Here is a 23,722-nt window from a genome sequence, read left to right as displayed (position 1 = left end):
ATGAATGGGCAGCCTGCGCGTGTCAGGCCAGCCAGGCCGGCTTGCGCTTTTGGAGGAAGGCCTGCACGCCCTCCTTGCCCTCGGCGCTGGCCCGGATGTCGGCGATGCCTTCGACGGTGGCGGCGATCAGCTGCTCGTTGATCTCGCGCTCGGCCACCTCGATCACCAGGCGCTTGCAGGCGCGGGCGGCGGCGGGACCGGCGCTGACCAGGTGCTTGAGCAGGCCGTCCACGGCGTTGTCCAGCTCGTCTGCCGCCACCACGCGGTGCACGAAGCCGATGCGCAGCGCCTCGGCCGCGTCGAAGCGCTCACCGGTCAGGAAGTAGCGGTGGGCGGCGCGCGCGCCCATGGCGCGGATCACGTAGGGGCTGATGGTGGCGGGGATGAGGCCGATCTTCACTTCGGACAGGCAAAAGCCCGCGCCCTCGGCGGCCACGGCCATGTCGCAGGCCGCGACCAGGCCCATGCCGCCCGCATAGACATCGCCCTGCACGCGCGCGATGGTGGGCTGCGGGCATTCGTAGATCACGCGCAGCATCTCGGCCAGCAGGCCGGCGTCCTCGCGGTTCTCGTCGCGCGAGTAGTCGGCCATGCGGCGCATCCAGTTGAGGTTGGCGCCCGCGCAAAAGGCCGGCCCCTCGGCGGCCAGCACCACGGCGCGCACGTCGCTGCGCTTGCCCACGGCGTGGAAGGCGTGGGTGATGTCGGCAATGACCTCGTCGCTGAAGGCATTGCGCACTTCGGGCTGGGTCAGCGTGATGGTGGCCAGGGGGCCCTGGAATTCGAGGGTCAGTGCGGTGGTTTTCATGAAGTACCTCGCTGCAAGGAAAGGGAAGCCGCCGTCACATGCGGAACACGCCGAAGCGCGTGTCCGCTATGGGCGCGTTGCGCGTGGCCGCCAGGCCCAGCGCCAGCACGCGGCGCGTGTCGGCGGGGTCGATGACGCCATCGTCCCACAGGCGCGCCGTCGCGTAATAGGGGTGGCCCTGATCCTCGTACTGCTGGCGGATGGGGGCCTTGAAGGCCTCTTCCTCCTCGGCCGTCCACTGCCCGCCCTTGGCCTCGATGCCGTCGCGCTTGACGGTGGCCAGCACGCTGGCCGCCTGCTCGCCGCCCATGACCGAGATGCGCGCGTTGGGCCACATCCACAGGAAGCGTGGCGAGTAGGCGCGGCCGCACATGCCGTAGTTGCCCGCGCCGAAGGAGCCGCCGATGATGATGGTGAACTTCGGCACGGCCGCCGTGGCCACGGCCGTGACCAGCTTGGCGCCGTGGCGGGCAATGCCTTCGTTCTCGTACTTGCGGCCCACCATGAAACCCGTGATGTTCTGCAGGAAGACCAGCGGGATCTTGCGCTGGCAGCACAGCTCGATGAAGTGCGCGCCCTTGACGGCCGATTCGCTGAACAGGATGCCGTTGTTGGCGATGATGCCCACCTGCATGCCCTCGATGCGCGCAAAGCCGCAGACCAGGGTGGCGCCGAAGCGGGCCTTGAACTCGTCGAAGCGGCTGCCGTCCACCACGCGGGCGATGATCTCGCGCACGTCGAAGGGCTTGCGCGTGTCCACGGGGATCACGCCGTACAGCTCGCCGCCGTCGAACAGCGGCGCCTCGGGCGGCAGGTCGCCGGCCGCCGGCTGCTTGGCATGGTTGAGGTTGGCCACGGCCTGGCGCGCCAGCGCCAGCGCGTGGGTGTCGTTGTGGGCCAGGTGGTCGGCCACGCCCGACAGGCGCGTGTGCACGTCGCCGCCGCCCAGGTCCTCGGCGCTGACCACCTCGCCCGTGGCGGCCTTCACCAGCGGCGGGCCGCCCAGGAAGATGGTGCCCTGGTTCTTGACGATGATGGACTCGTCGCTCATGGCCGGCACATAGGCGCCGCCGGCCGTGCACGAGCCCATGACCACGGCGATCTGGGCAATGCCCTCGGCGCTCATGTTGGCCTGGTTGAAGAAGATGCGGCCGAAGTGCTCGCGGTCGGGGAACACATCGTCCTGGTTGGGCAGGTTGGCGCCGCCCGAGTCCACCAGGTAGATGCAGGGCAGGCGGTTCTGCGCGGCGATCTCCTGGGCGCGCAGGTGCTTCTTCACCGTCATCGGGTAGTAGGTGCCGCCCTTCACCGTGGCGTCGTTGCACACGATCATGCAGTCCACGCCGCTGACGCGCCCGATGCCGGCGATCAGGCCCGCGCCGGGTGCATCGTTGCGGTACATGTTGAGCGCAGCCAGCGGGGCGATCTCCAGGAAGGGCGTGCCCGGGTCCAGCAGCATGGCCACGCGGTCGCGCGGCAGCAGCTTGCCGCGCGCCACGTGCTTGGCGCGCGCGGCCTCGCCGCCGCCCTCGGCGACCTTGGCCACCTGGGCCTGCAGGTCCTCGACCACGGCGCGCATGGCCGCGGCATTGGCCAGGAAGTCCGCCGAACGCGGATTGAGTTGGGTGCCCAGAATGCTCATGTGTGGCCTCTTCTTGTGTTTGCCCGATGCGGGCGCTTGGTTTTTCCGAATGTCCTGCAAAGAACGGCGGTCCGGCCTGGGGAAAATGCCGTATGCACACCGTTGAAATCGTCTTGCTCGTCCTGCTGCTGGGAGCGCTGACGGGCATTGCCGCGCGCTACGTGCGCGCCATCCCGCTGCCGCTGATCCAGATCACCCTGGGAGCGCTGATGGCCTGGCCGCAAAAGGGCCTGCACATCGCCTTCGATCCCGAGCTGTTCCTGCTGCTGTTCATCCCGCCGCTGCTGTTCGCCGACGGCTGGCGCATCCCCAAGCGCGAGTTCTTTGCGCTGTACCGCCCCATCCTGCGCCTGGCGCTGGGCCTGGTGCTGTTCACGGTGGTGGGGCTGGGCTGGCTGATCCACTGGCTGGTGCCCGGCATGCCGCTGACCGTGGCCTTTGCGCTGGCCGCCGTGGTCTCGCCCACCGATGCCGTGGCCGTCTCGGCCATCACGCGCAACTTGGGCATGCCCGAGAAGACCATGCACATCCTCGAGGGCGAGTCCCTGCTCAACGACGCCTCGGGCCTGGTGGCGCTGAAATTCGCCATCGCGGCCACGCTGACCGGCCTGTTCTCGTGGACCGAGGTGGCCAAGGATTTCATGTGGATGGCCCTGGGCGGCCTGGGCGTGGGCACGCTGATCGGCTGGGGCTTTTCCTATGCGCGCAGCACCATCACGCGCCGCCTGGGCGACGTGGCGGCCACGCAGATGGTGCTGCTGCTGATCCTGCTGCCCTTCGCCGCCTACATCGTGGGCGAAAAGATCGGCGTGTCGGGCATCCTGTCGGCCGTGGCCGCGGGCATTGCCACCAACTTCGCCGACCTGGAGCGCAGCAGCTACATCAGCGAGCGGCTGCAGACCGAGGGCACCTGGAGCATGGTGGAAGCCTCGTTCAACGGCGCCATCTTCCTGCTGCTGGGCCTGCAGCTGCCCTCCATCATCGGCGTGACGCTGCACGATGCGGGCAGCGAATGGTGGGTGCTGGTGGGCTATGTGGTGATCATCTCCAGCGCGCTGCTGCTGATGCGCTGGATCTGGCTGACGCTGGGCGTGCAGCGCAGCCTGGCTCGCGCCCACTTCCAGGGAAAGATGGCAGAGCGCCCCTCGCACCTGCTGAACCTGGCCACCACCATGGCCGGCATACGCGGCGCCGTGACGCTGGCCGGCGCGCTGTCCGTGCCCATGCTGCTGAACAACGGCCAGCCCTTCCCCGGCCGCGAGATGCTGGTCTTCCTGGCCACGGGCACCATCTTGTTCACCCTGGTGCTGGGCAGCATCGCCCTGCCGCTGATCCTGCGCCGCATGCCCCAGCCCGGCGAATCGCCCACGGTGCGCGAGGAGCGCCTGGCGCGCGTGGCCGCCTGCCAGTCCGCCATTGGCGGGCTGACGCTGAGCGAGGAAGAGATCCAGGGCCACACGCCCGAATGGGTGGCCATGCACCAGGAGGTCATGGGCCACCTGACGCAGGAATACCGCAACCGCGTCCAGTTGCTGGACGACGGCAGCGGCACGGCCTCCAGCATCGAGATCCAGCGCGAGGCGCCCGAAGTCGTGCGCCAGCGCAAGCTGCGCTACCTGCTGGAGATCGAGCTGCGCCTGCGCTGCATCCACCAGGAGCGCGACGCGCTCTACGCCGAGCGCCAGGCCCACCGCATCAACGACGAGTCGCTGCGCCGCCTGGTCAGCGAGCTGGACATGCAGGAGATCTCGCTGCGCAAGCGCCTGGTCGTGGCGCGCCGCGCTGCAGCCTCGGCCATGGCCGCGCCCGAGGGCGGCACGCCCTAGGCGGCACGCGGTGGACAGCTGGCGGCAGCGCATGAAAGCAGCCCTCAGGCGGTCCTGGCCGGGCGCAGATCCAGCATGGCGATCATCTCGTCGCGGATCTTGAATTTCTGGATCTTGCCGGTCACCGTCATCGGGAAGGCCTCGACGAAGCGGATGTAGCGCGGCACCTTGTAGTGGGCGATCTGGCCCTTGCAGAAGTCGCGCACGCCGTCTTCGGTCAGCGCCTGGCCGGGCTTGACGATGATCCAGGCGCACAGCTCCTCGCCATAGCGCGCGTCGGGCACGCCGACGACCTGCACGTCCTGCACCTGCGGATGGCGGTAGAGGAATTCCTCGATCTCGCGCGGGTAGATGTTCTCGCCGCCGCGGATCACCATGTCCTTGATGCGGCCGACGATGTTCACGTAGCCCTGCTCGTCCATGGTGGCCAGGTCGCCGGTGTGCATCCAGGCCTCGTCGTCGATGGCCTCGCGCGTGCGCGCCTCGTCCCCCCAGTAGCCGTGCATGACCGAGTAGCCGCGCGTGCACAGCTCGCCCGAGACCCCAGGCGCCACCACCTCGCCCGTGGCCGGGTCGACGATCTTCACCTCCAGGTGCGGCTGCACCTTGCCCACGGTGGACACGCGGCGCTGAAGCGGCGTGTCGGCATCGCTCTGGCAGCTGACGGGGCTGGTCTCGGTCATGCCGTAGGCGATGGTGATCTCGGACAGGTGCATGTCGCTGACCACGCGCTTCATCACCTCGATGGGGCAGGGCGAGCCGGCCATGATGCCGGTGCGCAGCGTGCTCAGGTCGAACTCCTTGAAGCGCGGGTGGTCCAGCTCGGCGATGAACATCGTGGGCACGCCGTGCAGGCCCGTGCAGCGCTCGGCCTGCACGGTCTCCAGCACCAGCAGCGGATCGAATCCGTCATTCGGGTAGACGATGGCCGAGCCATGCGTGAAGCAGGCCAGGTTGCCCAGCACCATGCCGAAGCAGTGGTACAGCGGCACGGGAATGCACAGCCGGTCCTCGGGCGTCAGCCGCATGCACTCGCCGATGAAAAAGCCGTTGTTCAGGATGTTGCGGTGGGTCAGCGTGGCGCCCTTGGGAAAGCCCGTGGTGCCGCTGGTGAACTGGATGTTGATGGGGTCGGTGTTCTTGAGCGTGGCGGCCACGGCGTCGATGCGCGCATCCTGCGCATCACCGCGCGCCAGCAGGCTGGAAAAGCGCAGCATGCCGGGCTGCTCTTCGCACTGCCCTTCCACGTCGATCCAGACCACGCTGCGCAGCTGGGGCAGGCGCGCGCAATGCAGGCGGCCGGGCTCGGCCGTGGCCAGCTCGGGGGCCAGTTCGCGCAGCATGCCCAGGTAGTCGCTGGTCTTGAACTGCGCCATGGTCACCAGGGCCTTGCAGCCGACCTTGTTGAGCGCGTACTCCACCTCGGAGGTGCGGTAGGCCGGGTTGATGTTGACCAGCACCAGGCCGACCTGGGCCGTGGCCAGCTGCATCAGCACCCATTCGGCGTTGTTGTGCGACCAGATGCCGACGCGGTCGCCCTTGTCCAGCCCCAGGCCCAGCAGCGCGCTGGCCAGGCGGCGCGCCTCGGTGTGCAGGCCGGCATAGCTGTAGCGCAGGCCCTGGTGGCGGCTGACCAGGGCCTCGCGATCGGGCTGGCGGGCCGCCATGTCGGCAAAGAAATCGCCGATGGTCTGCTCGATCAGCGGCACATCGGTGCGGCCTTGGGCATGGCTGGAAGCGAGCGGGGCGTTCTGGGCGGGCATGCGTTGTCTCCTGTGTCGTCGGCGGCGCCTGGGACGGGCAAATGCAGTGGCCTGCCCCGTCACGGCAGCTATTGCGTGGCAGCATAAGGGCCAACCCCGAGCAGAACAGGCCACGAAGGTTGCAATAATTGCCAGCATGTTCACCCCCTCGCTGGTCAAGACCCCCCTGCCCCAGGCGGCCGCCACCATGGCCTCCGCACACCCTGCAGTCACGCCCATGGCCTTTGTGCAGGCCATTATGCTGGCCTACGAACGCCGGGGCATCAGCGCCCTGTCCGCCCTGGAGAAGGCACAAATTGCGCCAGACTCCGTCAAAGAGCGCAACGAGTGCATCACGGCGCTGCAGATGGAGGCACTGTCCGATGCCGCCATGCGCGAACTCGACGACGAGTCCCTGGGCTGGTTCTCCCGGCGCCTGCCCTGGGGCAGCTACGGCATGCTGGCACGCGCCAGCATGGGCAGCGAGCAGCTGGGCCTGGCGCTGGCGCGCTGGTGCCGCCACCATGGCCTGCTGGCCGACGACATCCGCCTCACGCTGACGCAGGAAGACGGTTTGGCCACGCTGGCCATCGAGGAGCTGTCCACGCTGGGCGCCATGCGCGAGTTCTGCCTGCTGTCGGTGCTGCGCAATATCCACGGCCTGGCCAGCTGGTTCATCGATGAGCCGCTGCCACTGCGGCGCGCCTGCTTTCCCTTCGATCCCCCGCCGCATGCGGGCGTGTATGCGCTGCTGTTCCCGCCGGGCGAGGTGGAGTTTGGCGCGGCCCGGGCCTGCCTCCAGTTCGACGCGCGTTTTCTGGATATGCCGCTGACGCGCGACGAGCCCGCGCTGCAGCGCATGCTGCAGCGCGCCCTGCCGCTGCAGGTGCGCCCCTACCGGCGCGAGCGCCAGCTGGTGCAGCGCGTGCGCCAGCTGCTGGCGGCCGACGCCGAATGCCTGCAGACGGCCGACACGCTGGCGCGCCAGCTGCACCTGTCCCAGCGCAGCCTGCATCGCCAGCTCAAGGAAGAAGGCGCCTCGCTGCAGGCGCTCAAGGACGAGGTGCGGCGCGAGCGGGCCGTGGCCCTGCTGCTGCGCACCAGCCGGCCCATCAAGCGCATCGCCCAGTCCTGCGGCTTTCTCAACGACAAGAGCTTCATCCGCGCCTTCCGGCTGTGGACGGGGCTGTCGCCTTCCGAATTCCGCAAGAGCGCGCGAGCCCGGCCCGAGTGAGGGCCGTGCGCATCCTGGCGCGATTTGCATCCTGCGCGACTGCCGCCGTCAGCGCATCTGGCCTAGGCTTTGCGCATGCACCATCTCCACCATTGCGTCAGCGCGCGCTCCTTCCGCGCGCTGTGGATGCTCGAAGAACTGCAGCTTCCCTACACGCTGCACATGCTGCCGTTTCCGCCGCGCGTGCTGCAGCGCAGCTACCTGGAACTCAACCCGCTGGGCACGGTGCCGCTGCTACGCCACGGCGAGGCCAGGCTGACCGAGTCAGCCGCCATCTGCGAATACCTGGCCGCCCTGCACCCCGGGGCGGGCCTGTCCGTGCAGCCGCAGGAGGCAGACTTCGCCGCCTACCTCAACTGGCTGCACATGAGCGATGCCACGCTGACCTTCCCGCAGACCCTGGTGCTGCGCTACACCCACTTCGAGCCAGCCGAACGGCGCCAGCCCCAGGTGGCCCAGGACTACCAGCGCTGGTTCCTCGCGCGGCTGCGCGCCGTGGAGCAGGCCGTGGAGCAGCGCCACTGGCTCGCGGCAGACCGCTTCACCGCTGCCGACGTGGCCGTGGGCTATGCGCTGATGCTGTCGGCGCACCTGGAGATGGAGCCGCAATGGGGGCCTGCCACGCAGGCCTACTGGCAGCGCCTGCAGCAGCGGCCCGCCTTCCAGCGGGCACTGCAGGCCGAGCAGCAGGCCGCGCGTGCGCAGGCCGTGGACGAGACGCCTTCGCCGCGGCTGCGCTAGGGCCGGCTCAGGCTCAAGCGCTGGCGCTGGCCTGCCCGATGGCGCGCAGCATGGCCGGCAGCTCGCCCATGTCGCCGAATACGCAGCTGGCGCCGGCCTCGAGCAGTTGCTCGGCCGATGCGTGGCCCTGGTCGGCCGGGAAGTAGCCCCAGACCGTGGCGCCTGCGGCCACGCCGGCGGTGACGCCGGTCACCGTGTCCTCGATGACCAGGCAGCGCGCCGGCTCCACGCCCAGTGCGGCGGCGGCGGCCAGGTACACATCGGGAAAGGGCTTGCTGCGCGGCAGCTCATGGCCGCTGAAGACGCGGCCCTCGAAATACGGGGCCATGCCGACCTGGGCCAGCTGCATCTCCACCTTGGCGCGGTCCGCGCCCGAGGCGCAGGCGATGCGGCCAGCGCACAGCGCATGGGATTGGCTGACGGCGGACAGCGCGCCGTCAATGGCCACCAGCTCGGCGCGCAGCGCGGCGTTGCGGCGCTCGTAGAAGGCGGCCATCCATGCGTCGGTCAGCGGCTTGCCGGTGCGCGCCTCGATCAGCGCGGCCTGGCTGCGCACGGTCTTGCCGATGAATTCGCGCAGGCATTCCTCGGTGCTGATGGGCCAGCCCGATTCATTGAGCATGGTGCACAGCACGCGGTTGGTGATGGATTCACTGTCGACGAGCACGCCGTCACAGTCGAAGAGCACGGCCTCGAAAGCAGTCATGGATGGATTCTCGAAACAAACTGAGCAAGGGCGCCCTGGGGCGCCCTTGCTGCGGAAAATGGCCGGATTATGCGCCGGCCGCGCATGCCTGTGCCCTGCTCAGGGGAAGGAGGCACCGGCCAGCGGATGCACCATGCGGCGGACGTTGCGCACCGAGATGGAATGGAACCGGCCATCGTCGGTGACCACGTCGCCGAAGGCGAAGAAGCCTTCGGCCGCATTGCGGTTGAACTGCTCCAGGCGCTGCGCGAGGCTGGCGCTTTGGGACACCGGTTCGACGCGGTACTCGATGGCGCCCTGCTGGTCGCCGCTCTTTTCGTACAGCTGCACGCCTTCGGTATTGCCGCGCAGCACCAGGGCGCCGCGCAGCAGGTGGCCCTTGGCACCCATCTCGTCCAGGCGCTGCTTCAGCGCCGTGCCGTTGGCCATGCCGAAGGGCGCGGCCAATGCGAACACCGCGTACTCGAAGGCCGGCGCCTTGGAGTCCTTGACGTAGAGGTTGAACATCTCGTTGCCCGAGATCAGCGGGCCCATGTAGCGGAAACCCCGGCCGCTCATCTCGGCCAGTTGCTGCGTGAAGCCGGACGTGTCCAGCGCACCCACGGCGGGGCGCGTCTCGTAGCTGTAGGTGGCGGCGGCGCTGCTGCTGCGCACATAGAGGTTGCGCAGGTCCTGCGTGCTGCTGGGGAACGCCATGCCCGACTTGTACAGGTAGCCTTGCGCACCCTGTGCGTTGAGCTGGGCCACCAGGGCCGAGACGCCCGCCACGTCCGGCACCATGCGGTAGTCCAGGCGCGTGCCGGTGTGGGCCGTGTCGGTGACGTAGAAGTCACCGATGGGAACGGGGAAGGCGGTACCGCCCGAGGCCAGGCTGTAGGTGAAGGCATAGCCCTGCGCCCCCAGCGCGTTCATGGCGGACAGGGCCGCGTCGAAGTTCTCCGCACCGGTCTCCATGCGGTACTGGCCGGTCACCGGCGTGGGCGTGCCGCCGGGGTTGCCGGGCGTACCGGGGTTGCCAGGATTTCCGCCATTGCCGGGATCTCCGCCGCCCGGTTCTCCCGATCCACCACCACCGCCGCCGCCACAGGCGGCCAGGGTTCCCAGAAGCATCAATGCCGCGCTGCGGCGCGTGAGCTGTACCATCTTCATGACTATCTCCCCTTCTCGTTGAATACATGCCCGTTCCATGCGGAATCTCAGGGCATCGGCGGCGATTTTGGGGAGTTGGCCGACATCCGGTCACCCCCCGGCCGGGGGGTAATCGTTACGATGTGCGCAAGGTGTATCCGGGCGCGCCCTGGCGCTCCAGCCCTTTCGACATGCCTTCGCGCGGACCATGCACAGCCATTCCCTCCTGACCGATTCCTCCTGTCTCCAATCGGGGCGCTATGCCCTGGTGATCGACGACCACCCGCTGACGGCCATGGGCGTGTCCGAGTTCCTGAAACAATTCGGCCTGTCCGAAGTCCATGCCGTGGCCGATGCGGGCGAAGGCCTGCAGTGCATGGCCGCCAGGGGATCGCCGCATCTGGCCATCGTGGATTTCTGGCTGGGTGCCAGCGCAGGCACGGACGTGGTGCGCGAAATCCGCACGCTGGCGCCCGCCTGCCGCGTGCTCATGACCAGCGGCGACACGCATGGCGCGATTGCCCTGAAGGCACGCGCGGCGGGGGCCCATGGCTTTGTGCTCAAGTCGCAGCCGCCGCAGGTGCTGCAGCAGGCCGTGGCGGCCCTGCTGCGCGGCGAGACCTGGTTCCCCGCCGCCCCGCTGGCGCCGCAGCCGCCGGGCGGCGCCCATGCCATCCGCATGACGGCGGCCGAGCTGGGCCTCACCCCGCGCCAGGCCCAGGTGCTGGACCTGGTGCTGCGCGGCCTGCCCAATCCCAGCATTGCCCGGTTGCTGCACCTGTCGCCCCACACGGTCAAGGAGCATGTGGCAGGCGCCATGCAGCGCCTGGGCGTGCACAGCCGCATCGACGCCATCACGCGCATGCAGGGCATTGCGCTGGAGCTGCCGCCCTCCGTACCGCCGACCGATACGGTTCAGGCGCCGGCCACGGCCAGCCTGCGCTGAAGCAGGGCCAGCAGCGCCAGCGGATCCACGGGCTTGCGCAGCAGCAGATAGCCCAGTTCCTGCGCCTGCTGCTCCAGCGCAGCGGAAGGGTCGCCGCTGAGCAGGGCACCGGCCGCCTGCGGCGATTGCGCCAGCACGTTCTGCAGCAGCGCAAAGCCGTTCTCGCCCTGGGCCAGCTGGTGGTCGCACAGCACGAAATCGGGATGCTGCCCCGCCGCCAGCCAGGCCTGCGCCTCGCGGCCCGAAGCCGCCACGTCCACGGTCAGCCCCCAGCCGCGCAGCAGGCCGGCCAGGGCCTGTGCCACCTGCACATCGTCATCGACCACCCAGCACCTGCCCTGCAGCAGGGGGCGGCCTGGCGGATTCGCGGCAGCCTCGGCCCCTGCCCCTGCCTGCGCCTGCGCGTGCCCCAGAGGCAGGTCCGCTTGCACGCTCAGGCTGGGCGACAGCTGCAGCCAGAAGCACGAACCCCGTCCCGGCGTGGACAGCAGACCATGCTCCACGCCCATGCGGCGCGCCGCTGCGGCCACCACGGCCAGGCCCAGGCCCTGGCTGCTCACGCCGGGCAGGTGCTCGGCCGCAGGCTGGGCCGCGCGCCGGGCCGCCTGGCCGGAACGCGCGCGAAAGTGCGGTGCGAAGACATGGGGCCGGTCTTCGGCCGCAATGCCCAGGCCGGTATCCCAGACCTCGATGCGCCAGCCCCCGCCGTGCACGCGGGCGGCCAGCAGCACGCCGCCGCGCTGGGTGTAGCGCAGGGCGTTGTGCAGCAGGTTGAACACCATCTGGCGCAGCAGGGCCTCGTCGGCACGCACCAGGCTATCCATGCCGCGCGCCACGCGCCAGCGCAGCACCAGCCCGCGCTGGCGGGCCTCGGCCGCGAACAGGCGCGTGGCATCGCCCAGCAGAATGCGCAGGTCCATCACCTGGGCGCGCAGCTCCCAGGTGCCGTTCTCCAGCCGCGACAGGTCCAGCAGGTCGTTGCACATGGTGCCCAGCGACTGGGCACAGGCCTGGGCATCGTCAAGCACGCCCGCCAGCGCGCCGTCGGCATTGCGCTGGCGGGCGGTCTCCACCAGCAGGCCCAGGGCATGCAGGGGCTGGCGCAGGTCATGGCTGGCAGCCGACAGGAAGCGGCTCTTGGCCTCCAGCGCCTGTTCGGCCTGCTCCTTGGCCGCCAGGTAGCGCTCGGCCAGCAGCTGGCGGTCACGCTCCTGCGCCCATTGCTGCTGCATGAGCTGGCGCGCCCCCCAGGCATGGCGCGCGATGGTGGCGCCATACAGCATGAGCAGCGGCAGCAGGTACAGGCCCCTGTTCGGGAAGTACCAGACCACGGCCAGCAGCATGGCGCCGTACAGCACGCCGAAGAAGCGCTTGAACACGGCAGCCGCCGGCGCCAGGAAGGTGGCGGCCGAGGCCACGACGCCGCACAGCACCAGGTAGATGAAAAGCCGGAATTCATGGCCGCTGCCATGGGTCAGCGGTATGGCCAGCGCCCAGGAGCCGGCGTTGAGCAAGGCCATGCGGCCCATCACGCGCTCCCAGCGCTGCAGCCGCGCTGGCAACTCGGCCGAGGGCACGGCAGCGCCCAGGTCCCGACGCAACTGGCGCCGCAAACCAACGAAGACGCAGGCCATGAGCGCCATGCCCAGCCACCACAGCAGCAGCGGCACCTGGAAGGCACCCGTTTCGTGCCGCTGCAGCCAGACCACGATGCCGGGGATGATGAGGGCCGCCGCCTCGGACGAGCCCCGCGATGCGATGGACAGCAGCAGCCGCTGGCGCTGCTGCAGCTTCCACAGCGGCTCCGCAGGGCCGCCGCCGTGTTCAGAACTGGTCGCCATCCACGTAGAACCAGCGCCCGCCTTCGCGCACGAAGCGGCTGCGCTCATGCAGGCGCACGGCGCGGCCCGCCACGCGGTAGCGCGCGACGAATTCCACCTCGGCGCGGTCCTCGCCGGTGCTTCGGAAGTCCCTGACCGCCAGCCCCAGCCAGCGCGCCGAGGGCTCGAAGTCCAGCGTGGCGGGCCGCTGGCTGGCGTGCCAGGTGGCCAGCAGGTAGGCGGCGTCCTCACGCACGAAGGCGCTGTAGCGCGAGCGCATCAAGGCCTGGGCATCGGGTGCGGGGCAGTCGTCGAAATGGTCCAGGTAGCGGCCGCAGCAGGCATCGAAGGCCAGGGACCGGCCCTTGGCATCGTGCTGGCCACAGGGACAGGCCGGGGAGGTGGCGGCCGCGCTCATAGCGGCTGGCCCTGCGGAACTTGCGGAACCTGGGAGAGGACGGCGGGGGAGCAGGAGTGCATGTCAGTCACGGCCGCCTTGCTGCGACCGGGTTCTTGATGGAGGACAGGCGGGCCATGATACTGACCGCGGGCCTTCGGGCCTGTAAGGAGAGCCCATGTTTTCAATGTCGGTCCCGTGGTGGGAGTTCGTGGTGCGCGGCGTGGCCGTCTACCTGTTCTTGCTGGTGTTCCTTCGGCTGACGGGGCGGCGCCAGACGGGGCAGTACGCGCCCTTTGACCTGGTGCTGCTGCTCATCCTGTCGAATGCCGTTCAGAACTCCATGAATGCCGGGGACAACTCGCTGATCGGCGGCATGATCTCGGCTTCCACGCTGATCCTGTGCCATCTGCTGCTGTCCTGGCTGACTTTCCGTTTTCCCGCGCTGGAGCGGCTCATCGACGGCAAGGCCCAGGCCCTGATCACGGACGGCCACCTGAACAAGGATCTGATGCGCGAGGAACGCATCACACGCGACGATATCGAGGCCGCGCTGCGTGCGGGCGGCTGCCTGCACCTCAGAGAGGTGGAGCGCGCCACGCTGGAGACCGACGGCAGCATCACCGTCGTCCTTCGCCGCCGCGACAGCAAGAACGACGGCGATCCGCCGGTCTGAGCCTAGTCGAGCTGCTCCAGGAAGCGCTCGATGGCCAGGTTCACGGGCTGCGGATGCGTGAGGTTGGCCGCATGGCCGGCCCCCGGCACCTCCACCCACTGCGCCCTGGGCAAGGCCTTGGCCATGGCGCGTGCACGGTCGAGCGTGATGGCGATGTCGTCCGTGCCATGAATGACCAGTGCCGGTACATGGATGTCGGGCAGTCGCGGGCTGATGTCATCGCGCTGGGCCAGCGCCAGAAAGCTCTGCCCCAGGTTGATGGGCGTGGCCTTCTTCCATTTGGCGCGCCAGGCGGCCGCGCCGCTCCAGCCCTGGCCCAGGATGGTGCGCTCCACCGTGGCCGCCATGTCGTCGCTGAGGCCATGCTCCATCCAGGCCCTCAGCAACGCCTCGTGGTGGGGCATCTGCTCGGGGTCTTCCAGCATGGCCTGGGTGTCGATCAGCACCAGCGCACGCACGACCTCGGGATGGATGAGCGCACAGCGCAGCGACAGATAGCCGCCCTGCGACATGCCCACCAGCACCGCGCGCTCCACGCCCAGGTGCGCCAGCAGGGCGGCCAGGTCGTCGGCCGAGTCGTAGTAGTCGAAGGGAGCGCAATGCCCGGGGTCCGCCGTCTGGCCATGGCCACGCTCGTCCCAGATGATGCAGCGATAGCGATCCTGCAGCGCCTGGACCTGGGGAGCGAACATGGTGTGGTCCATGAGCAGTCCATGCGAAAACACCAGGACCGGGCCGCGCCCGCCCGTGTCCTCGTAGTAAAGGTTCTGGCCGTTGACGGAAGCAATGGGCATGTCGGGATCTCCTGCGAAGGTGGTCACAAACCTGCCGGAGTCCGGTGCCCGCCTCTCCCGGGCGCCGTCCCGGCGACGCTCCATGCTAAGCCCTGCGGGTGACGGGGCCATCCGGCCCGACCCGCAGCATAGTGAGGGGCCTCAGGCCAGGGCGCGCTGGATGAGAATTTTCTGCACGTCGCTCGTTCCCTCGTAGATCTGGCACACGCGCACGTCGCGGTAGATGCGCTCGACGGGAAAATCGTTGACCACGCCATAGCCGCCCAGGGTCTGGATGGCGGCGCTGCACACGCGCTCGGCCATTTCGCTGGCGAACAGCTTGGCCATGGCCGCTTCCTTCAGGCAGGGCAGGCCGGCATCGCGCAGGCTGGCCGCATGCCAGATCAGCTGGCGCGCGGCCTCGATCTGCGTGGCGCAGTCGGCCAGGCGAAAGCCCACGGCCTGGTGGTTGAAGATGGGCTGGCCGAAGCTCTCGCGCTCCTTGGAGTACTGCAGCGCGCAATCGAAGGCCGCACGCGCCATGCCCACGCTTTGCGCGGCAATGCCGATGCGCCCGCCCTCCAGCGCCGACAGCGCAATCTTGTAGCCCTCGCCCTCGGCACCGATGAGGTTGGCGGCGGGGATGCGGCAGCCCTCGAACTGGATCTGGGCCGTGTCCGAACTGTGCTGGCCCAGCTTGTCCTCCAGCCGCAGCACCTGGTAGCCGGGCGCGGAGGTGGGCACGATGAAGGCGCTCATGCCGCGCTTGCCGGCCGCCTTGTCGGTGACGGCGATGACGATGGCCACGTCGCCGTTCTTGCCGCTGGTGATGAACTGCTTGACGCCGTTGATCACGTAGTCGTTGCCGTCGCGGGTGGCCGTGGTGCGCAGCGCCGAGGCGTCCGAGCCCACATGCGGCTCGGTCAGGCAGAAGGCGCCCAGCATCTCGCCGCGCGCCAGCGGCGCCAGCCATTGCTGCTTTTGCGCTTCGCTGCCGTAGCGCATGAGGATGGCGTTGACGGGGCAGTTGGTGACGCTGATCACCGTGCTGGTGCCGCCGTCGCCGGCTGCGATTTCCTCCAGCACCAGGGCCAGGCTCAGGTAGTCAAGGCCGGCGCCGCCGTATTCCTCGGGCACGCAGATGCCGTAGGCACCCAGCGCCGCCAGGCCCTGGTGCACGTTCTTGGGAAAGTGGTGTTCCTTGTCCCAGCGTGCGGCATGGGGCGTGATTTCGGTGCGCACGAAGTCGCGCACCGCGTCACGGATCATTTCCTGGTCTGCGTTGAGCAGCATGTCTTGTCTCCTGATTCTTGTTTCGTTGTTCGTTGTCCCGGCCGCAGCTACCAGGCGATGCGCTGCCCGTCGTGGCGCAGCATGCGGCCCCGATCAGCCGGCGTGACGCCGGCCAGGGTGCGGACCAGACCCTGCACGCTTTGCTCCACGGTGAAGGTGGCGGACTCGCCGCCCATGTCGGTCTGCACCCAGCCCGGGTCCAGCGCGACCACGGTGGCGCCGGGCCATTGCGGCTGGGCGCTGGCCACGACCATGTTGAGCGCGGCCTTGCTGACGCGGTAGAGCCAGGCGTCGGATTCGGCGCCAGCCAGCAGCGACATCTCGCTGGAGAACAGGCCGAACACGCCGCCCGCCGCCTCGACCATCGGCGCCACCTGGGGCAGCACCTGCATGGCGCCCAGCACATTGGTGTGCATGACGCGGTCGAACTGCTCGCGCGTGGGCGGCGTGGCCGAGCTGTGGGCATCCCACACGCCGGCCACGTACAGCGCCAGCTCGATCTTCTCGCCATCGAGCTGCCAGGCCAGGCCGCTGACGCTGGCCGGATCGGCCACATCCACCAGCAGCACCTTGGCGCCCGTGGCTTCGACGCGCTCGCGATCGGCCTCGCTGCGCACCGTGGCGACCACGCTGCGGCCCTGGGCCGTATAGGCCTCTACCAAGGCAAAACCGAGCCCGCGCGAGGCTCCCAACACCAGAGTGACTGCCATGTCTTTCGACCTTTCAAATGGAATGCGGTCAGCGGCCCTGCTCGCCCGCGATCTGTTTTTCGTAGCGCTCGACCATGGCCTCCTGCGTCTCGGTGGGCGCAGGCAGGCCGATCTGCTGGTGGACCATCTGGTTCACCGACGGCATGACGTTGCGCGGCACCTGGGACTCGGGCTTCCAGAGCCGGGCGCGCATGAGGGCCTTGGCGCAGTGCAGATAGGCCTCCTGCACCTGGATCTCCAGAACGATCTTGGGCCGGAAGCCTTCGTTGGCGAACAGCGCCGTGTAGTGGGCCTCGTCGCGCAGCCTGGCCACGCCGTTGACGCGCAGCGTCTCGTCGAAGCCCGGCACCATGAACAGCAGGCCGATGCGCGGATCGGCGATCAGGTTGCTGAAGCTGTCCAGGCGGTTGTTGCCGCCCGAGTCGGGGATCAGCAGCGTCTGGTTGTCGGGCGCCTTGATGAAGCCCGGCTTTCCGCCGCGCGGCGAGGCATCCATCAGCGAGCCCGCCGCGCCCCCCGTGGCCACGATGCACAGCGGCGACAGCGCAATGAAGCGCAGGCAATGCCGGTCCAGGTCCACCTGCTGCTTGAGCAAGGCCCTTTCGGCCGGCATGGCATACAGGCTGCGCAACTGTTCTTCGCTGGTGATCATGGTCGAGAGGTCAAAGTAATAGCGGATCGGCCGATCCAAGTCTAGCTCTCTGGACGTCTGTGGCGCTGCCCATAAAACTGGCGCAATGCAAATCAGAGACACCGAGGAAGGGCCTACGCCGGCCGCGCCGCCCCGCACCGAGGGTGTTGTCCCCCTTTCAGGGGGAGGGCGCGCAGCGCCTCAGGGGGTGACCATTTCTATCGCCATGGCTGTTCCTTCGCCGCCGCCTATGCACAGCGTGGCCAGGCCGCGCTTGCCGCCACGCGCCTGCAGGGCGTGCAGCAGCGTGACCAGGATGCGCGCACCGCTGGCGCCGATGGGGTGGCCCAGCGCGCAGGCGCCGCCGTTGACGTTGACCTTGTCGCGCGGCACGCCCAGCTCGGCCATCAGGGCCATGGGCACGACGGCAAAGGCTTCGTTGACTTCCCACAGGTCCACATCCGCCGCCGTCCAGCCGGCCTTCTTGAGGGCCTTCTGCGTGGCGCCCACGGGGGCCGTGGTGAACCATTCGGGCTCCTGGGCATGCGTGGCATGGGCGACGATGCGCGCCAGCGGCTTGCAGCCCAGCTCCTTGGCCGTGGACTCGCGCATCAGCACCAGGGCGGCGGCGCCGTCGTTGATGCTGGAGCTCGATGCCGCCGTGATCGTGCCGTCCTTCTTGAAGGCGGGCTTGAGGCTGGCGATCTTGTCCAGCTTGGCCTTGGCCGGGCCTTCGTCGATGCTGACCGTGACATCGCCCTTGCGCGTGGAGACGGTCACGGGCGTGATCTCGGCCGCGAAGGCGCCGCTTTCAGTGGCCGCCTGGGCGCGCTTGACGCTTTCGATGGCGTAGGCGTCCTGCTGCTCGCGCGTGAAGTGGTATTTGGCGGCGCAGTCCTCGCCAAAGGTGCCCATGGAGCGGCCCGGCTCGTAGGCGTCCTCCAGACCGTCGAGCATCATGTGGTCATAGACCTTGTCGTGGCCCATGCGGTAGCCGCCACGGCCCTTCTTGAGCAGGTAGGGCGCATTGGTCATGCTCTCCATGCCGCCGGAGACCACCACATCGCGGCTGCCCGCCACCAGCTGGTCATGGGCCAGGATGGTGGCCTCCATGCCGGCGCCGCACATCTTGGACAGGGTCACGGCGCCCGTGCTGCGCGGCAGGCCACCCTTGAAGCCTGCCTGGCGCGCAGGCGCCTGTCCCTGGCCCGCCATCAGGCAGTTGCCGAACAGCACTTCGTCCACCTTCTCCGGCGCCACGCCGGCACGCTGCACGGCGGCCTTGATGGCGGCGCCGCCCAGATCGTGGGCCGCGAGATCGGCGAAGTCGCCCTGGAATGCGCCCATGGGGGTGCGGGCTGCGCCGACGATGACGATGGGGTCTTGCATGCTTATCTCCTGGATGTGGTGATGGTGAGGGGAAAACAAACGGGTCAGGCCAGCCAGCGGCTGCGCTCGTAGGGATAGACGTCGTGCACGTGGCCTTCGCGGATGCGCTGCTGGTGCCCCTGCCAGAAGGCGGGATCGAGCAGGTCGGCATGGTGGCGCATGAAAACTTCGCGCACGGCCGGATTGCCCAGCAAAAAGGGCGCGAAGGTTTCCGGGAACACATCGCGCGGGCCCACGGGATACCAGACCTCGCCGCTGAGCTCGTCTTCCTCGTTGCGCGGCGCAGGCACCTGGCGGAAATGGCAGTCGGTCAGGTATTCGATCTCGTCGTAGTCGTAGAACACCACCTTGCCGCCGCGCGTGATGCCGAAGTTCTTCCACAGCATGTCGCCCGGGAAGATGTTGGCGGCCACCAGGTCCTTGATGGCATTTCCGTATTCGATCACGGCGCTCTCCAGCCGCTGCCGCGGTCCCGGCAGGTCCAGCCCGTCATCGAAGCACTCCTGCAGCAGCAGGTTCAGCGGCACCATGCGCCGCTCTATGTAGAGGTGGGAGATGATGACCTCCTGCCGGCCATCGCCGTCGCGGTCGCTGATCTCGACCTGGCTGGGCGCGTGCTCCAGGATCTCGGCGATCAGCGCCTCCGAGAAGCGCTCGCGCGGGAAGGCCACCAGGCTGTACTCCAGCGTGTCGGCCATGCGCCCCACGCGGTCGTGCTGCTTGACCAGGCGGTACTTGGCCTTGACCTGCTCGCGGGTGATCTCCTTGGGCGCGGCGAACCTGTCCTTGATGAGCTTGAACACATAGGGAAAGCTGGGCAGGTCGAACACCAGCATGACCATGCCCTTGATGCCGGGCGCGATGCGGAACTGGTCGCGCGAATGGCGCAGGTGGTGCAGGAAGTCGCGGTAGAACAGCGTCTTGCCCTGCTTGGCCAGGCCCAGGGCGTTGTACAGCTCGGCGCGCGGCTTGCGCGGCATGAGGCTGCGCAGGAACTGCACGTAGGCACTGGGCACGTCGGTATCGACCATGAAGTAGGCACGCGCAAAGCTGAAGAGGCCGTGCAGGTCCTTCTCGCCGAACAGGGCCGCATGCAGCACCAGCCGGCCGTTGTCCCCATGCAGGATGGGCACGGCCCAGGACAGCTCGGCAAAGCCGTTGATGATCTTGCCGACGATGTAGGCGCCCTTGTTGCGTAAAAACAGGCTGGACAGCACCTGGATCTGGAAGTTGGCGTACAGGCGCATGGCCTGCAGCTGGGGCTCCAGGCGCTCGGCCAGGCGGGCGATGTCGCGCTCCAGGTCTTCAAAGGGGCGCTGCAGCGCGAACTGCTCCACGACTTCGCGCAGCGTCTGCGACAGTGTCTCGCGCGTGGGATAGAAGGCCAGGTAGGCCGGGCGTGCGGCCGGCTCCTGGTTCTCTATGTATTCCGTACTGACGGCCGGCCGCACGAAGATGAAGTCGTTGTGGAAATGCGTACGGTGCAGGATCTTGGTGGTGACCGAGTTGAAAAAGGTCTCGGCCAGCTCCGGCTGCAGGTGGTTGACCATGAGCCCGATGTAGTGGCGCTTGATCTGCTGCCAGACCGGCATGGGCTGGGCGCCGGCCGCAAATTCCTTTTCAAGCCGGCGCACGCATTCGCGCACGCGCAGGTCGTAGAACTCGATGCGCTCGCGCTGGGCACGCTGCTGGCCCAGCCAGTCGGCAGTTTCGAAGCGGTGCTTGGCGCGGGCCGATTCGGCGCGGAACAGGCGGTAATGGCGGTTGAAGCCATCCATCATCGCCCGCGCGATGTCATGGGCAAGCAGGGTGTCCTGGGCAGGCATCGGCATGAAGTCTCCCGGGGTCCCGCCTGCCATGGCCGCTCAGTCGCGCTGGCGGCTGGCGACCAGCTCGACAGCCTCGGCATGGATGTTGGCGATGCCGCCGACACCGGGCACGGTCATCTGCAGATTGGTGATCAGGCCGTCCTTGAGGCCATAGCACCAGCCGTGCAGCGTGACCTTCTGGCCGCGCGCCCAGGCATCCTGCATCACCGTGCTCTGCGCCACATTGATCACCTGCTCGATGGCATTGAGCTCGCACAGCGCGTCATGGCGCCATTGCGGTGACAAGCTGGCCAGCAGCGCCTGGTGCTTGTCGCGCACGTCCTTCACGTGGCGGATCCAGTTGTCGGCCAGGCCCACGCGCACATCCTCCAGTGCCGCCAGCACGCCGCCGCAGCCATAGTGGCCGACGACCATCAGGTGCTCGACCTTGAGCTGGTCCACCGCGTACTGGATGGTGGACAGGCAGTTCAGGTCGCTGGGCACGACCACGTTGGCCACGTTGCGGTGCACGAACACCTCGCCGGGCTCCAGGCCCGTGATCTGGTTCGCGGGCACGCGGCTGTCGGAACAGCCGATCCACATGTAGCGGGGTTTTTGCTGCGCCATCAGCCCAGTGAAGAAACCGGGCCGGTCACGCTCCACCTGCTGGGCCCATTCGCGGTTGTGGACAAACAGCTCTTCGATGGAGGTTGTGCTCATAAACAATCCTTTTGTTGGGGTCAAACTCAAGAACGGCGCAGCAGGCAGGCGAAAGATCAGCAGGTCTCTGCGAACAGCTCGCGGCCGATCAGCATGCGACGGATCTCGCTGGTGCCGGCGCCGATCTCATAGAGTTTCGCATCCCGCCAGAGGCGACCCAGTGGGTATTCGTTGATATACCCATTACCCCCATAGATTTGAACGCCTTCGCCGGCCATCCATGTCGCCTTCTCGGCGCACCACAGGATGACGCTGGCGCAATCCTTGCGAACTTGGCGAACATGCTCGGTTCCCAGCAGATCGAGGTTTTTGGCGACCGTATAGGCAAAGGAGCGGCCCGCTTGCAGCACGGTGTACATGTCCGCCACCTTGCCCTGGATGAGCTGGAACTCGCCGATGCTCTGGCCGAACTGCTTGCGGTCATGGATGTAGGGCACTACGTTGTCCATCACCGACTGCATGATGCCCAGCGGCCCGCCGGTCAGCACGGCGCGCTCATAGTCCAGGCCGCTCATCAGCACCTTGGCGCCGTTGTTCAAGCCGCCCAGCACGTTCTCGGCCGGCACCTCGACGTTCTCGAACACCAGCTCGCCCGTGTGGCTGCCACGCATGCCCAGCTTGTCCAGCTTCTGGGCAATGGAAAAGCCCTTCATGCCCTTCTCGATCAGGAAGGCAGTCACGCCGCGGGCGTTCAGCTCGGGCTCGGTCTTGGCGTAGACCACCAAGGTGTCGGCATCGGGACCATTGGTGATCCACATCTTGGTGCCGTTGAGCAGGAAGTAGCCGCCCTTGTCCTCGGCCTTGAGCTTCATGCTGATCACGTCCGAGCCGGCGCCGGGCTCGCTCATGGCCAGCGCGCCCACATGCTCGCCGCTGATCAGCTTGGGCAGGTACTTCGCCTTTTGCGCTTCATTGCCGTTGCGGTTGATCTGGTTCACGCAAAGATTGCTGTGCGCGCCGTAGGACAGGCCCACCGATGCGCTGGCACGCGAGATTTCCTCCATCGCCACCATGTGGGCCAGGTAGCCCATGTCGGCACCGCCGTACTGCTCGGACACGGTGATGCCCAGCACGCCCAGGTCGCCGAACTTGCGCCACAGGTCCATGGGGAACTGGTCGTCGCGGTCGATCTCGCCGGCGCGCGGTGCAATCTCGGCCTGTGCGAACTCGCGCACGGCATCGCGCAGCGCGTCGATGTCCTCGCCCAGTTGGAAGTTCAGGCCCGGCAGGTTGGAAAGGCTCATCTCATGTCTCCTGTGGAAATTGGGGGAAAGAACGCCGCCCGGCTCAATCGGCCAGATCGCGGCCCTGCACGCACATCAGCGTGCAGCCCATGGTGGCAATCAGTTTCTCGCGGCCTTCGTCGATGGCGTAGGCGCGCCCTTCGGTCACGGTGATGGTGCGGCCCGGCTTGAGCACACGGCCTTCCATGCGAAAGCGCTGGCCCTTGGCAGGGGCCAGCAAGTTGATCTTGAATTCAATGGTGAGCACGGCAGCATCGGCCGGCATCAGGGTCAGCCCTGCGTAGCCGCAGGCGGAATCCAGCGCCGTGGAAACCATGCCGGCATGCAAAAAGCCATGCTGCTGCGTCAGTCCGGGCGCCCAGTCCAGGCAGACATCGACGGCACCGGGCTCCAGCAAGGACAGCTCGGCGCCCAGGGTGTGCATCGCGCCCTGGCGTGCAAAACTGTCTTGCACACGGCGGGCAAAGTCGCTGTTGGCAGGTTCCAGGCGGGGCACGGTCAAGGCAAGCCTCACAAATTACGTTTACGTAAACGTCAATTATGAAGCATTTTTCCCATCCAGGTGTTTCAACAAAGTGCGGGCCTCGGATTCCTGCTCTCGCACCTCGGCCAGGTTGGCCTGCAGATCGGCCAGGCGGTCTTCGAGCTGGCGGCGGTGCACAGCCAGCACCTCCAGGAATTTGCGCAGTTGTACGCCCGTGTCACGGGGGCTGTCGTAGAGATCGATGATCTCCTTGGCTTCGTTCAGAGACAGTCCCAGCCGCTTGGCCCGCAAGGTCAGGCGAAGACGTGTGCGATCACGCGCGCTGTAGACGCGATTGCGTCCGCCAGGCCCGGCACGCTCGGGCTCAAGCAGGCCCATGTCCTCATAGAAGCGGATGGCCCGGGTCGTGAGATCGAACTCCTTGGCAAGATCGCTGATGGTGTAGGTGGTCGACATGGCTGGAGAGTCCGCCGGCATCCACAGCCGGCGGCCATGGGAATGCGACGTTGACGTTAACGTCAATGCTAGCGGAATTGTCCTCAGGAAACTGCGCCGGATGTTGCATCCGGGTGCGACGAAGAAGCCTGGCAGGAATAAAAAGAGAGCGCGTCAGCGCTCTCTTTTTTGGGTTGTCCATTTTCGGATGTTCCGTTGAGCCGTCCGTTTTGGCGGTTCAGCCTGTTTCCCCGTTTCCTGCACCCCAATGCAAAAAACCCCGTAGCTTTGGGCTACGGGGTTTCTTGGGCTGTAAGAGCCTGACGATGACCTACTTTCACACGGGAACCCGCACTATCATCGGCGCAAAGTCGTTTCACTGTCCTGTTCGGGATGGGAAGGAGTGGTACCAACTTGCTATGGTCATCAGGCATAACTTGTTGTCATGCTGCTCTTGTGAGCAACACAACGAATTCATAGAGTCTGTAATCAGCTTTGTATTTTGACTGCGCCTTACTTGGCATAACCACCTTGATGATCACGTCATCAAAGTTATAGGGTCAAGCCTC

The 23,722-nt window shown here is 67.6% G+C and carries 22 protein-coding genes and 1 rRNA gene; 5 read left to right on the top strand and 18 right to left on the bottom strand.

The features are described 5' to 3' along the window. Positions 1-22 precede the first annotated feature (22 nt). Both HFGMBDPB_RS00115 and HFGMBDPB_RS00110 read right to left on the bottom strand, forming a co-directional pair. A complete protein-coding gene (locus tag HFGMBDPB_RS00115) occupies positions 23-808 on the bottom strand; it encodes an enoyl-CoA hydratase/isomerase family protein (protein WP_212644665.1) in 786 nt (261 codons plus the stop codon). Positions 809-842: 34 nt separating this feature from the next. Further along, positions 843-2,450 carry a carboxyl transferase domain-containing protein gene (locus tag HFGMBDPB_RS00110; RefSeq protein ID WP_212644664.1) on the bottom strand — a complete coding sequence of 536 codons (1,608 nt, stop codon included), beginning with the start codon at positions 2,448-2,450 and terminating at the stop codon, positions 843-845. A gap of 92 nt (positions 2,451-2,542) precedes the next feature. Between HFGMBDPB_RS00110 and HFGMBDPB_RS00105 the strand changes: the two genes are divergently transcribed. Continuing rightward, positions 2,543-4,276 (top strand): Na+/H+ antiporter, encoded by a 1,734-nt coding sequence (locus tag HFGMBDPB_RS00105; protein ID WP_016450031.1) that lies wholly within the window; start codon positions 2,543-2,545, stop codon positions 4,274-4,276. 44 nt (positions 4,277-4,320) lie between these two features. Here HFGMBDPB_RS00105 and HFGMBDPB_RS00100 read toward each other — a convergent pair whose 3' ends face one another. Then, on the bottom strand, positions 4,321-6,039 hold the full coding sequence (locus HFGMBDPB_RS00100) for an AMP-binding protein (RefSeq protein WP_212644663.1): 1,719 nt from the start codon (positions 6,037-6,039) through the stop codon (positions 4,321-4,323). 136 nt (positions 6,040-6,175) lie between these two features. Between HFGMBDPB_RS00100 and HFGMBDPB_RS00095 the strand changes: the two genes are divergently transcribed. Both HFGMBDPB_RS00095 and HFGMBDPB_RS00090 read left to right on the top strand, forming a co-directional pair. Next, positions 6,176-7,252 (top strand): AraC family transcriptional regulator, encoded by a 1,077-nt coding sequence (locus tag HFGMBDPB_RS00095; protein WP_212644662.1) that lies wholly within the window; start codon positions 6,176-6,178, stop codon positions 7,250-7,252. A gap of 75 nt (positions 7,253-7,327) precedes the next feature. Further along, positions 7,328-7,993 (top strand): glutathione S-transferase family protein, encoded by a 666-nt coding sequence (locus tag HFGMBDPB_RS00090; RefSeq protein ID WP_017405399.1) that lies wholly within the window; start codon positions 7,328-7,330, stop codon positions 7,991-7,993. A gap of 13 nt (positions 7,994-8,006) precedes the next feature. On the opposite strand, the gene HFGMBDPB_RS00085 is transcribed toward HFGMBDPB_RS00090, so the two are convergent. Both HFGMBDPB_RS00085 and HFGMBDPB_RS00080 read right to left on the bottom strand, forming a co-directional pair. Then, a complete protein-coding gene (locus HFGMBDPB_RS00085) occupies positions 8,007-8,699 on the bottom strand; it encodes an HAD family hydrolase (protein WP_016450027.1) in 693 nt (230 codons plus the stop codon). A 99-nt stretch (positions 8,700-8,798) separates the two neighbouring features. Continuing rightward, positions 8,799-9,848 (bottom strand): hypothetical protein, encoded by a 1,050-nt coding sequence (locus HFGMBDPB_RS00080; protein ID WP_016450026.1) that lies wholly within the window; start codon positions 9,846-9,848, stop codon positions 8,799-8,801. A 187-nt stretch (positions 9,849-10,035) separates the two neighbouring features. Between HFGMBDPB_RS00080 and HFGMBDPB_RS00075 the strand changes: the two genes are divergently transcribed. Next, positions 10,036-10,773 (top strand): response regulator, encoded by a 738-nt coding sequence (locus tag HFGMBDPB_RS00075; protein ID WP_212644661.1) that lies wholly within the window; start codon positions 10,036-10,038, stop codon positions 10,771-10,773. Here HFGMBDPB_RS00075 and HFGMBDPB_RS00070 read toward each other — a convergent pair. Both HFGMBDPB_RS00070 and HFGMBDPB_RS00065 read right to left on the bottom strand, forming a co-directional pair. Continuing rightward, positions 10,743-12,614: a hybrid sensor histidine kinase/response regulator gene (locus HFGMBDPB_RS00070; RefSeq protein WP_212644660.1), complete on the bottom strand. Its 1,872-nt coding sequence runs from the start codon at positions 12,612-12,614 to the stop codon at positions 10,743-10,745. The two genes, HFGMBDPB_RS00075 and HFGMBDPB_RS00070, sit on opposite strands and share 31 nt — an antisense overlap. After that, a complete protein-coding gene (locus tag HFGMBDPB_RS00065; protein WP_043790439.1) occupies positions 12,598-13,011 on the bottom strand; it encodes a YchJ family protein in 414 nt (137 codons plus the stop codon). Before HFGMBDPB_RS00065 ends, HFGMBDPB_RS00070 begins: the two co-directional genes overlap by 17 nt. 157 nt (positions 13,012-13,168) lie before the next feature. Here HFGMBDPB_RS00065 and HFGMBDPB_RS00060 point away from each other — a divergent pair, with 157 nt between their 5' ends. Next, complete coding sequence (locus HFGMBDPB_RS00060; protein WP_212644659.1) at positions 13,169-13,666, top strand: DUF421 domain-containing protein; 498 nt, start codon at positions 13,169-13,171, stop codon at positions 13,664-13,666. A gap of 2 nt (positions 13,667-13,668) precedes the next feature. Here HFGMBDPB_RS00060 and HFGMBDPB_RS00055 read toward each other — a convergent pair whose 3' ends face one another. The 11 genes from HFGMBDPB_RS00055 to rrf all read right to left on the bottom strand — a co-directional run bounded on the left by HFGMBDPB_RS00055 (position 13,669) and on the right by rrf (position 23,584). Then, entirely contained in the window at positions 13,669-14,460 is a 792-nt protein-coding gene (locus HFGMBDPB_RS00055) for an alpha/beta fold hydrolase (protein ID WP_212644658.1), read from the bottom strand. A gap of 141 nt (positions 14,461-14,601) precedes the next feature. Continuing rightward, the gene (locus HFGMBDPB_RS00050) at positions 14,602-15,732 is read right to left on the bottom strand and encodes an acyl-CoA dehydrogenase family protein (protein WP_017406484.1); all 1,131 of its coding nucleotides are present in this window, start codon (positions 15,730-15,732) and stop codon (positions 14,602-14,604) included. A 47-nt stretch (positions 15,733-15,779) separates the two neighbouring features. Next, positions 15,780-16,442 (bottom strand): SDR family oxidoreductase, encoded by a 663-nt coding sequence (locus HFGMBDPB_RS00045; protein ID WP_016450019.1) that lies wholly within the window; start codon positions 16,440-16,442, stop codon positions 15,780-15,782. 28 nt (positions 16,443-16,470) lie between these two features. After that, positions 16,471-17,094, bottom strand: coding sequence for a pyridoxamine 5'-phosphate oxidase family protein (locus tag HFGMBDPB_RS00040; protein ID WP_016450018.1), 624 nt, complete (start codon positions 17,092-17,094; stop codon positions 16,471-16,473). 180 nt (positions 17,095-17,274) lie between these two features. Next, a complete protein-coding gene (locus HFGMBDPB_RS00035; RefSeq protein ID WP_016450017.1) occupies positions 17,275-18,462 on the bottom strand; it encodes an acetyl-CoA C-acyltransferase in 1,188 nt (395 codons plus the stop codon). 44 nt (positions 18,463-18,506) lie between these two features. After that, positions 18,507-20,294 (bottom strand): bifunctional isocitrate dehydrogenase kinase/phosphatase, encoded by a 1,788-nt coding sequence (gene aceK / locus HFGMBDPB_RS00030; RefSeq protein ID WP_212644657.1) that lies wholly within the window; start codon positions 20,292-20,294, stop codon positions 18,507-18,509. 33 nt (positions 20,295-20,327) lie between these two features. Next, on the bottom strand, positions 20,328-20,990 hold the full coding sequence (gene can / locus HFGMBDPB_RS00025) for a carbonate dehydratase (RefSeq protein WP_016450015.1): 663 nt from the start codon (positions 20,988-20,990) through the stop codon (positions 20,328-20,330). 56 nt (positions 20,991-21,046) lie between these two features. Further along, the gene (locus HFGMBDPB_RS00020; RefSeq protein WP_013800381.1) at positions 21,047-22,234 is read right to left on the bottom strand and encodes an isovaleryl-CoA dehydrogenase; all 1,188 of its coding nucleotides are present in this window, start codon (positions 22,232-22,234) and stop codon (positions 21,047-21,049) included. Between the two features lie 43 nt (positions 22,235-22,277). Beyond that, the gene (locus HFGMBDPB_RS00015; RefSeq protein WP_016452801.1) at positions 22,278-22,736 is read right to left on the bottom strand and encodes a PaaI family thioesterase; all 459 of its coding nucleotides are present in this window, start codon (positions 22,734-22,736) and stop codon (positions 22,278-22,280) included. Positions 22,737-22,772: 36 nt separating this feature from the next. Next, positions 22,773-23,174, bottom strand: coding sequence for a MerR family transcriptional regulator (locus tag HFGMBDPB_RS00010; RefSeq protein ID WP_013800379.1), 402 nt, complete (start codon positions 23,172-23,174; stop codon positions 22,773-22,775). A gap of 297 nt (positions 23,175-23,471) precedes the next feature. Further along, positions 23,472-23,584 (bottom strand): 5S ribosomal RNA (rrf, locus tag HFGMBDPB_RS00005). Between the last annotated feature and the right edge of the window lie 138 nt (positions 23,585-23,722).

It is taken from the genome of Delftia sp. PE138 (assembly GCF_018320755.1).
Lineage (GTDB): Bacteria > Pseudomonadota > Gammaproteobacteria > Burkholderiales > Burkholderiaceae_C > Comamonas > Comamonas tsuruhatensis.
The sequence above is the reverse complement of the archived record's forward strand: the minus strand, read 5'-3'. Positions and strand labels throughout refer to the sequence as shown.

Excerpts from the sequence above, each read along its gene's own strand:
- HFGMBDPB_RS00115 (WP_212644665.1), bottom strand. The coding sequence starts at position 808 with ATGAAAACCACCGCACTGACCCTCGAATTCCAGGGCCCCCTGGCCACC.
- HFGMBDPB_RS00110 (WP_212644664.1), bottom strand. The coding sequence starts at position 2,450 with ATGAGCATTCTGGGCACCCAACTCAATCCGCGTTCGGCGGACTTCCTG.
- HFGMBDPB_RS00105 (WP_016450031.1), top strand. The coding sequence starts at position 2,543 with ATGCACACCGTTGAAATCGTCTTGCTCGTCCTGCTGCTGGGAGCGCTG.
- HFGMBDPB_RS00100 (WP_212644663.1), bottom strand. The coding sequence starts at position 6,039 with ATGCCCGCCCAGAACGCCCCGCTCGCTTCCAGCCATGCCCAAGGCCGC.
- HFGMBDPB_RS00095 (WP_212644662.1), top strand. The coding sequence starts at position 6,176 with ATGTTCACCCCCTCGCTGGTCAAGACCCCCCTGCCCCAGGCGGCCGCC.
- HFGMBDPB_RS00090 (WP_017405399.1), top strand. The coding sequence starts at position 7,328 with ATGCACCATCTCCACCATTGCGTCAGCGCGCGCTCCTTCCGCGCGCTG.
- HFGMBDPB_RS00085 (WP_016450027.1), bottom strand. The coding sequence starts at position 8,699 with ATGACTGCTTTCGAGGCCGTGCTCTTCGACTGTGACGGCGTGCTCGTC.
- HFGMBDPB_RS00080 (WP_016450026.1), bottom strand. The coding sequence starts at position 9,848 with ATGAAGATGGTACAGCTCACGCGCCGCAGCGCGGCATTGATGCTTCTG.
- HFGMBDPB_RS00075 (WP_212644661.1), top strand. The coding sequence starts at position 10,036 with ATGCACAGCCATTCCCTCCTGACCGATTCCTCCTGTCTCCAATCGGGG.
- HFGMBDPB_RS00070 (WP_212644660.1), bottom strand. The coding sequence starts at position 12,614 with ATGGCGACCAGTTCTGAACACGGCGGCGGCCCTGCGGAGCCGCTGTGG.
- HFGMBDPB_RS00065 (WP_043790439.1), bottom strand. The coding sequence starts at position 13,011 with ATGAGCGCGGCCGCCACCTCCCCGGCCTGTCCCTGTGGCCAGCACGAT.
- HFGMBDPB_RS00060 (WP_212644659.1), top strand. The coding sequence starts at position 13,169 with ATGTTTTCAATGTCGGTCCCGTGGTGGGAGTTCGTGGTGCGCGGCGTG.
- HFGMBDPB_RS00055 (WP_212644658.1), bottom strand. The coding sequence starts at position 14,460 with ATGCCCATTGCTTCCGTCAACGGCCAGAACCTTTACTACGAGGACACG.
- HFGMBDPB_RS00050 (WP_017406484.1), bottom strand. The coding sequence starts at position 15,732 with ATGCTGCTCAACGCAGACCAGGAAATGATCCGTGACGCGGTGCGCGAC.
- HFGMBDPB_RS00045 (WP_016450019.1), bottom strand. The coding sequence starts at position 16,442 with ATGGCAGTCACTCTGGTGTTGGGAGCCTCGCGCGGGCTCGGTTTTGCC.
- HFGMBDPB_RS00040 (WP_016450018.1), bottom strand. The coding sequence starts at position 17,094 with ATGATCACCAGCGAAGAACAGTTGCGCAGCCTGTATGCCATGCCGGCC.
- HFGMBDPB_RS00035 (WP_016450017.1), bottom strand. The coding sequence starts at position 18,462 with ATGCAAGACCCCATCGTCATCGTCGGCGCAGCCCGCACCCCCATGGGC.
- aceK (WP_212644657.1), bottom strand. The coding sequence starts at position 20,294 with ATGCCGATGCCTGCCCAGGACACCCTGCTTGCCCATGACATCGCGCGG.
- can (WP_016450015.1), bottom strand. The coding sequence starts at position 20,990 with ATGAGCACAACCTCCATCGAAGAGCTGTTTGTCCACAACCGCGAATGG.
- HFGMBDPB_RS00020 (WP_013800381.1), bottom strand. The coding sequence starts at position 22,234 with ATGAGCCTTTCCAACCTGCCGGGCCTGAACTTCCAACTGGGCGAGGAC.
- HFGMBDPB_RS00010 (WP_013800379.1), bottom strand. The coding sequence starts at position 23,174 with ATGTCGACCACCTACACCATCAGCGATCTTGCCAAGGAGTTCGATCTC.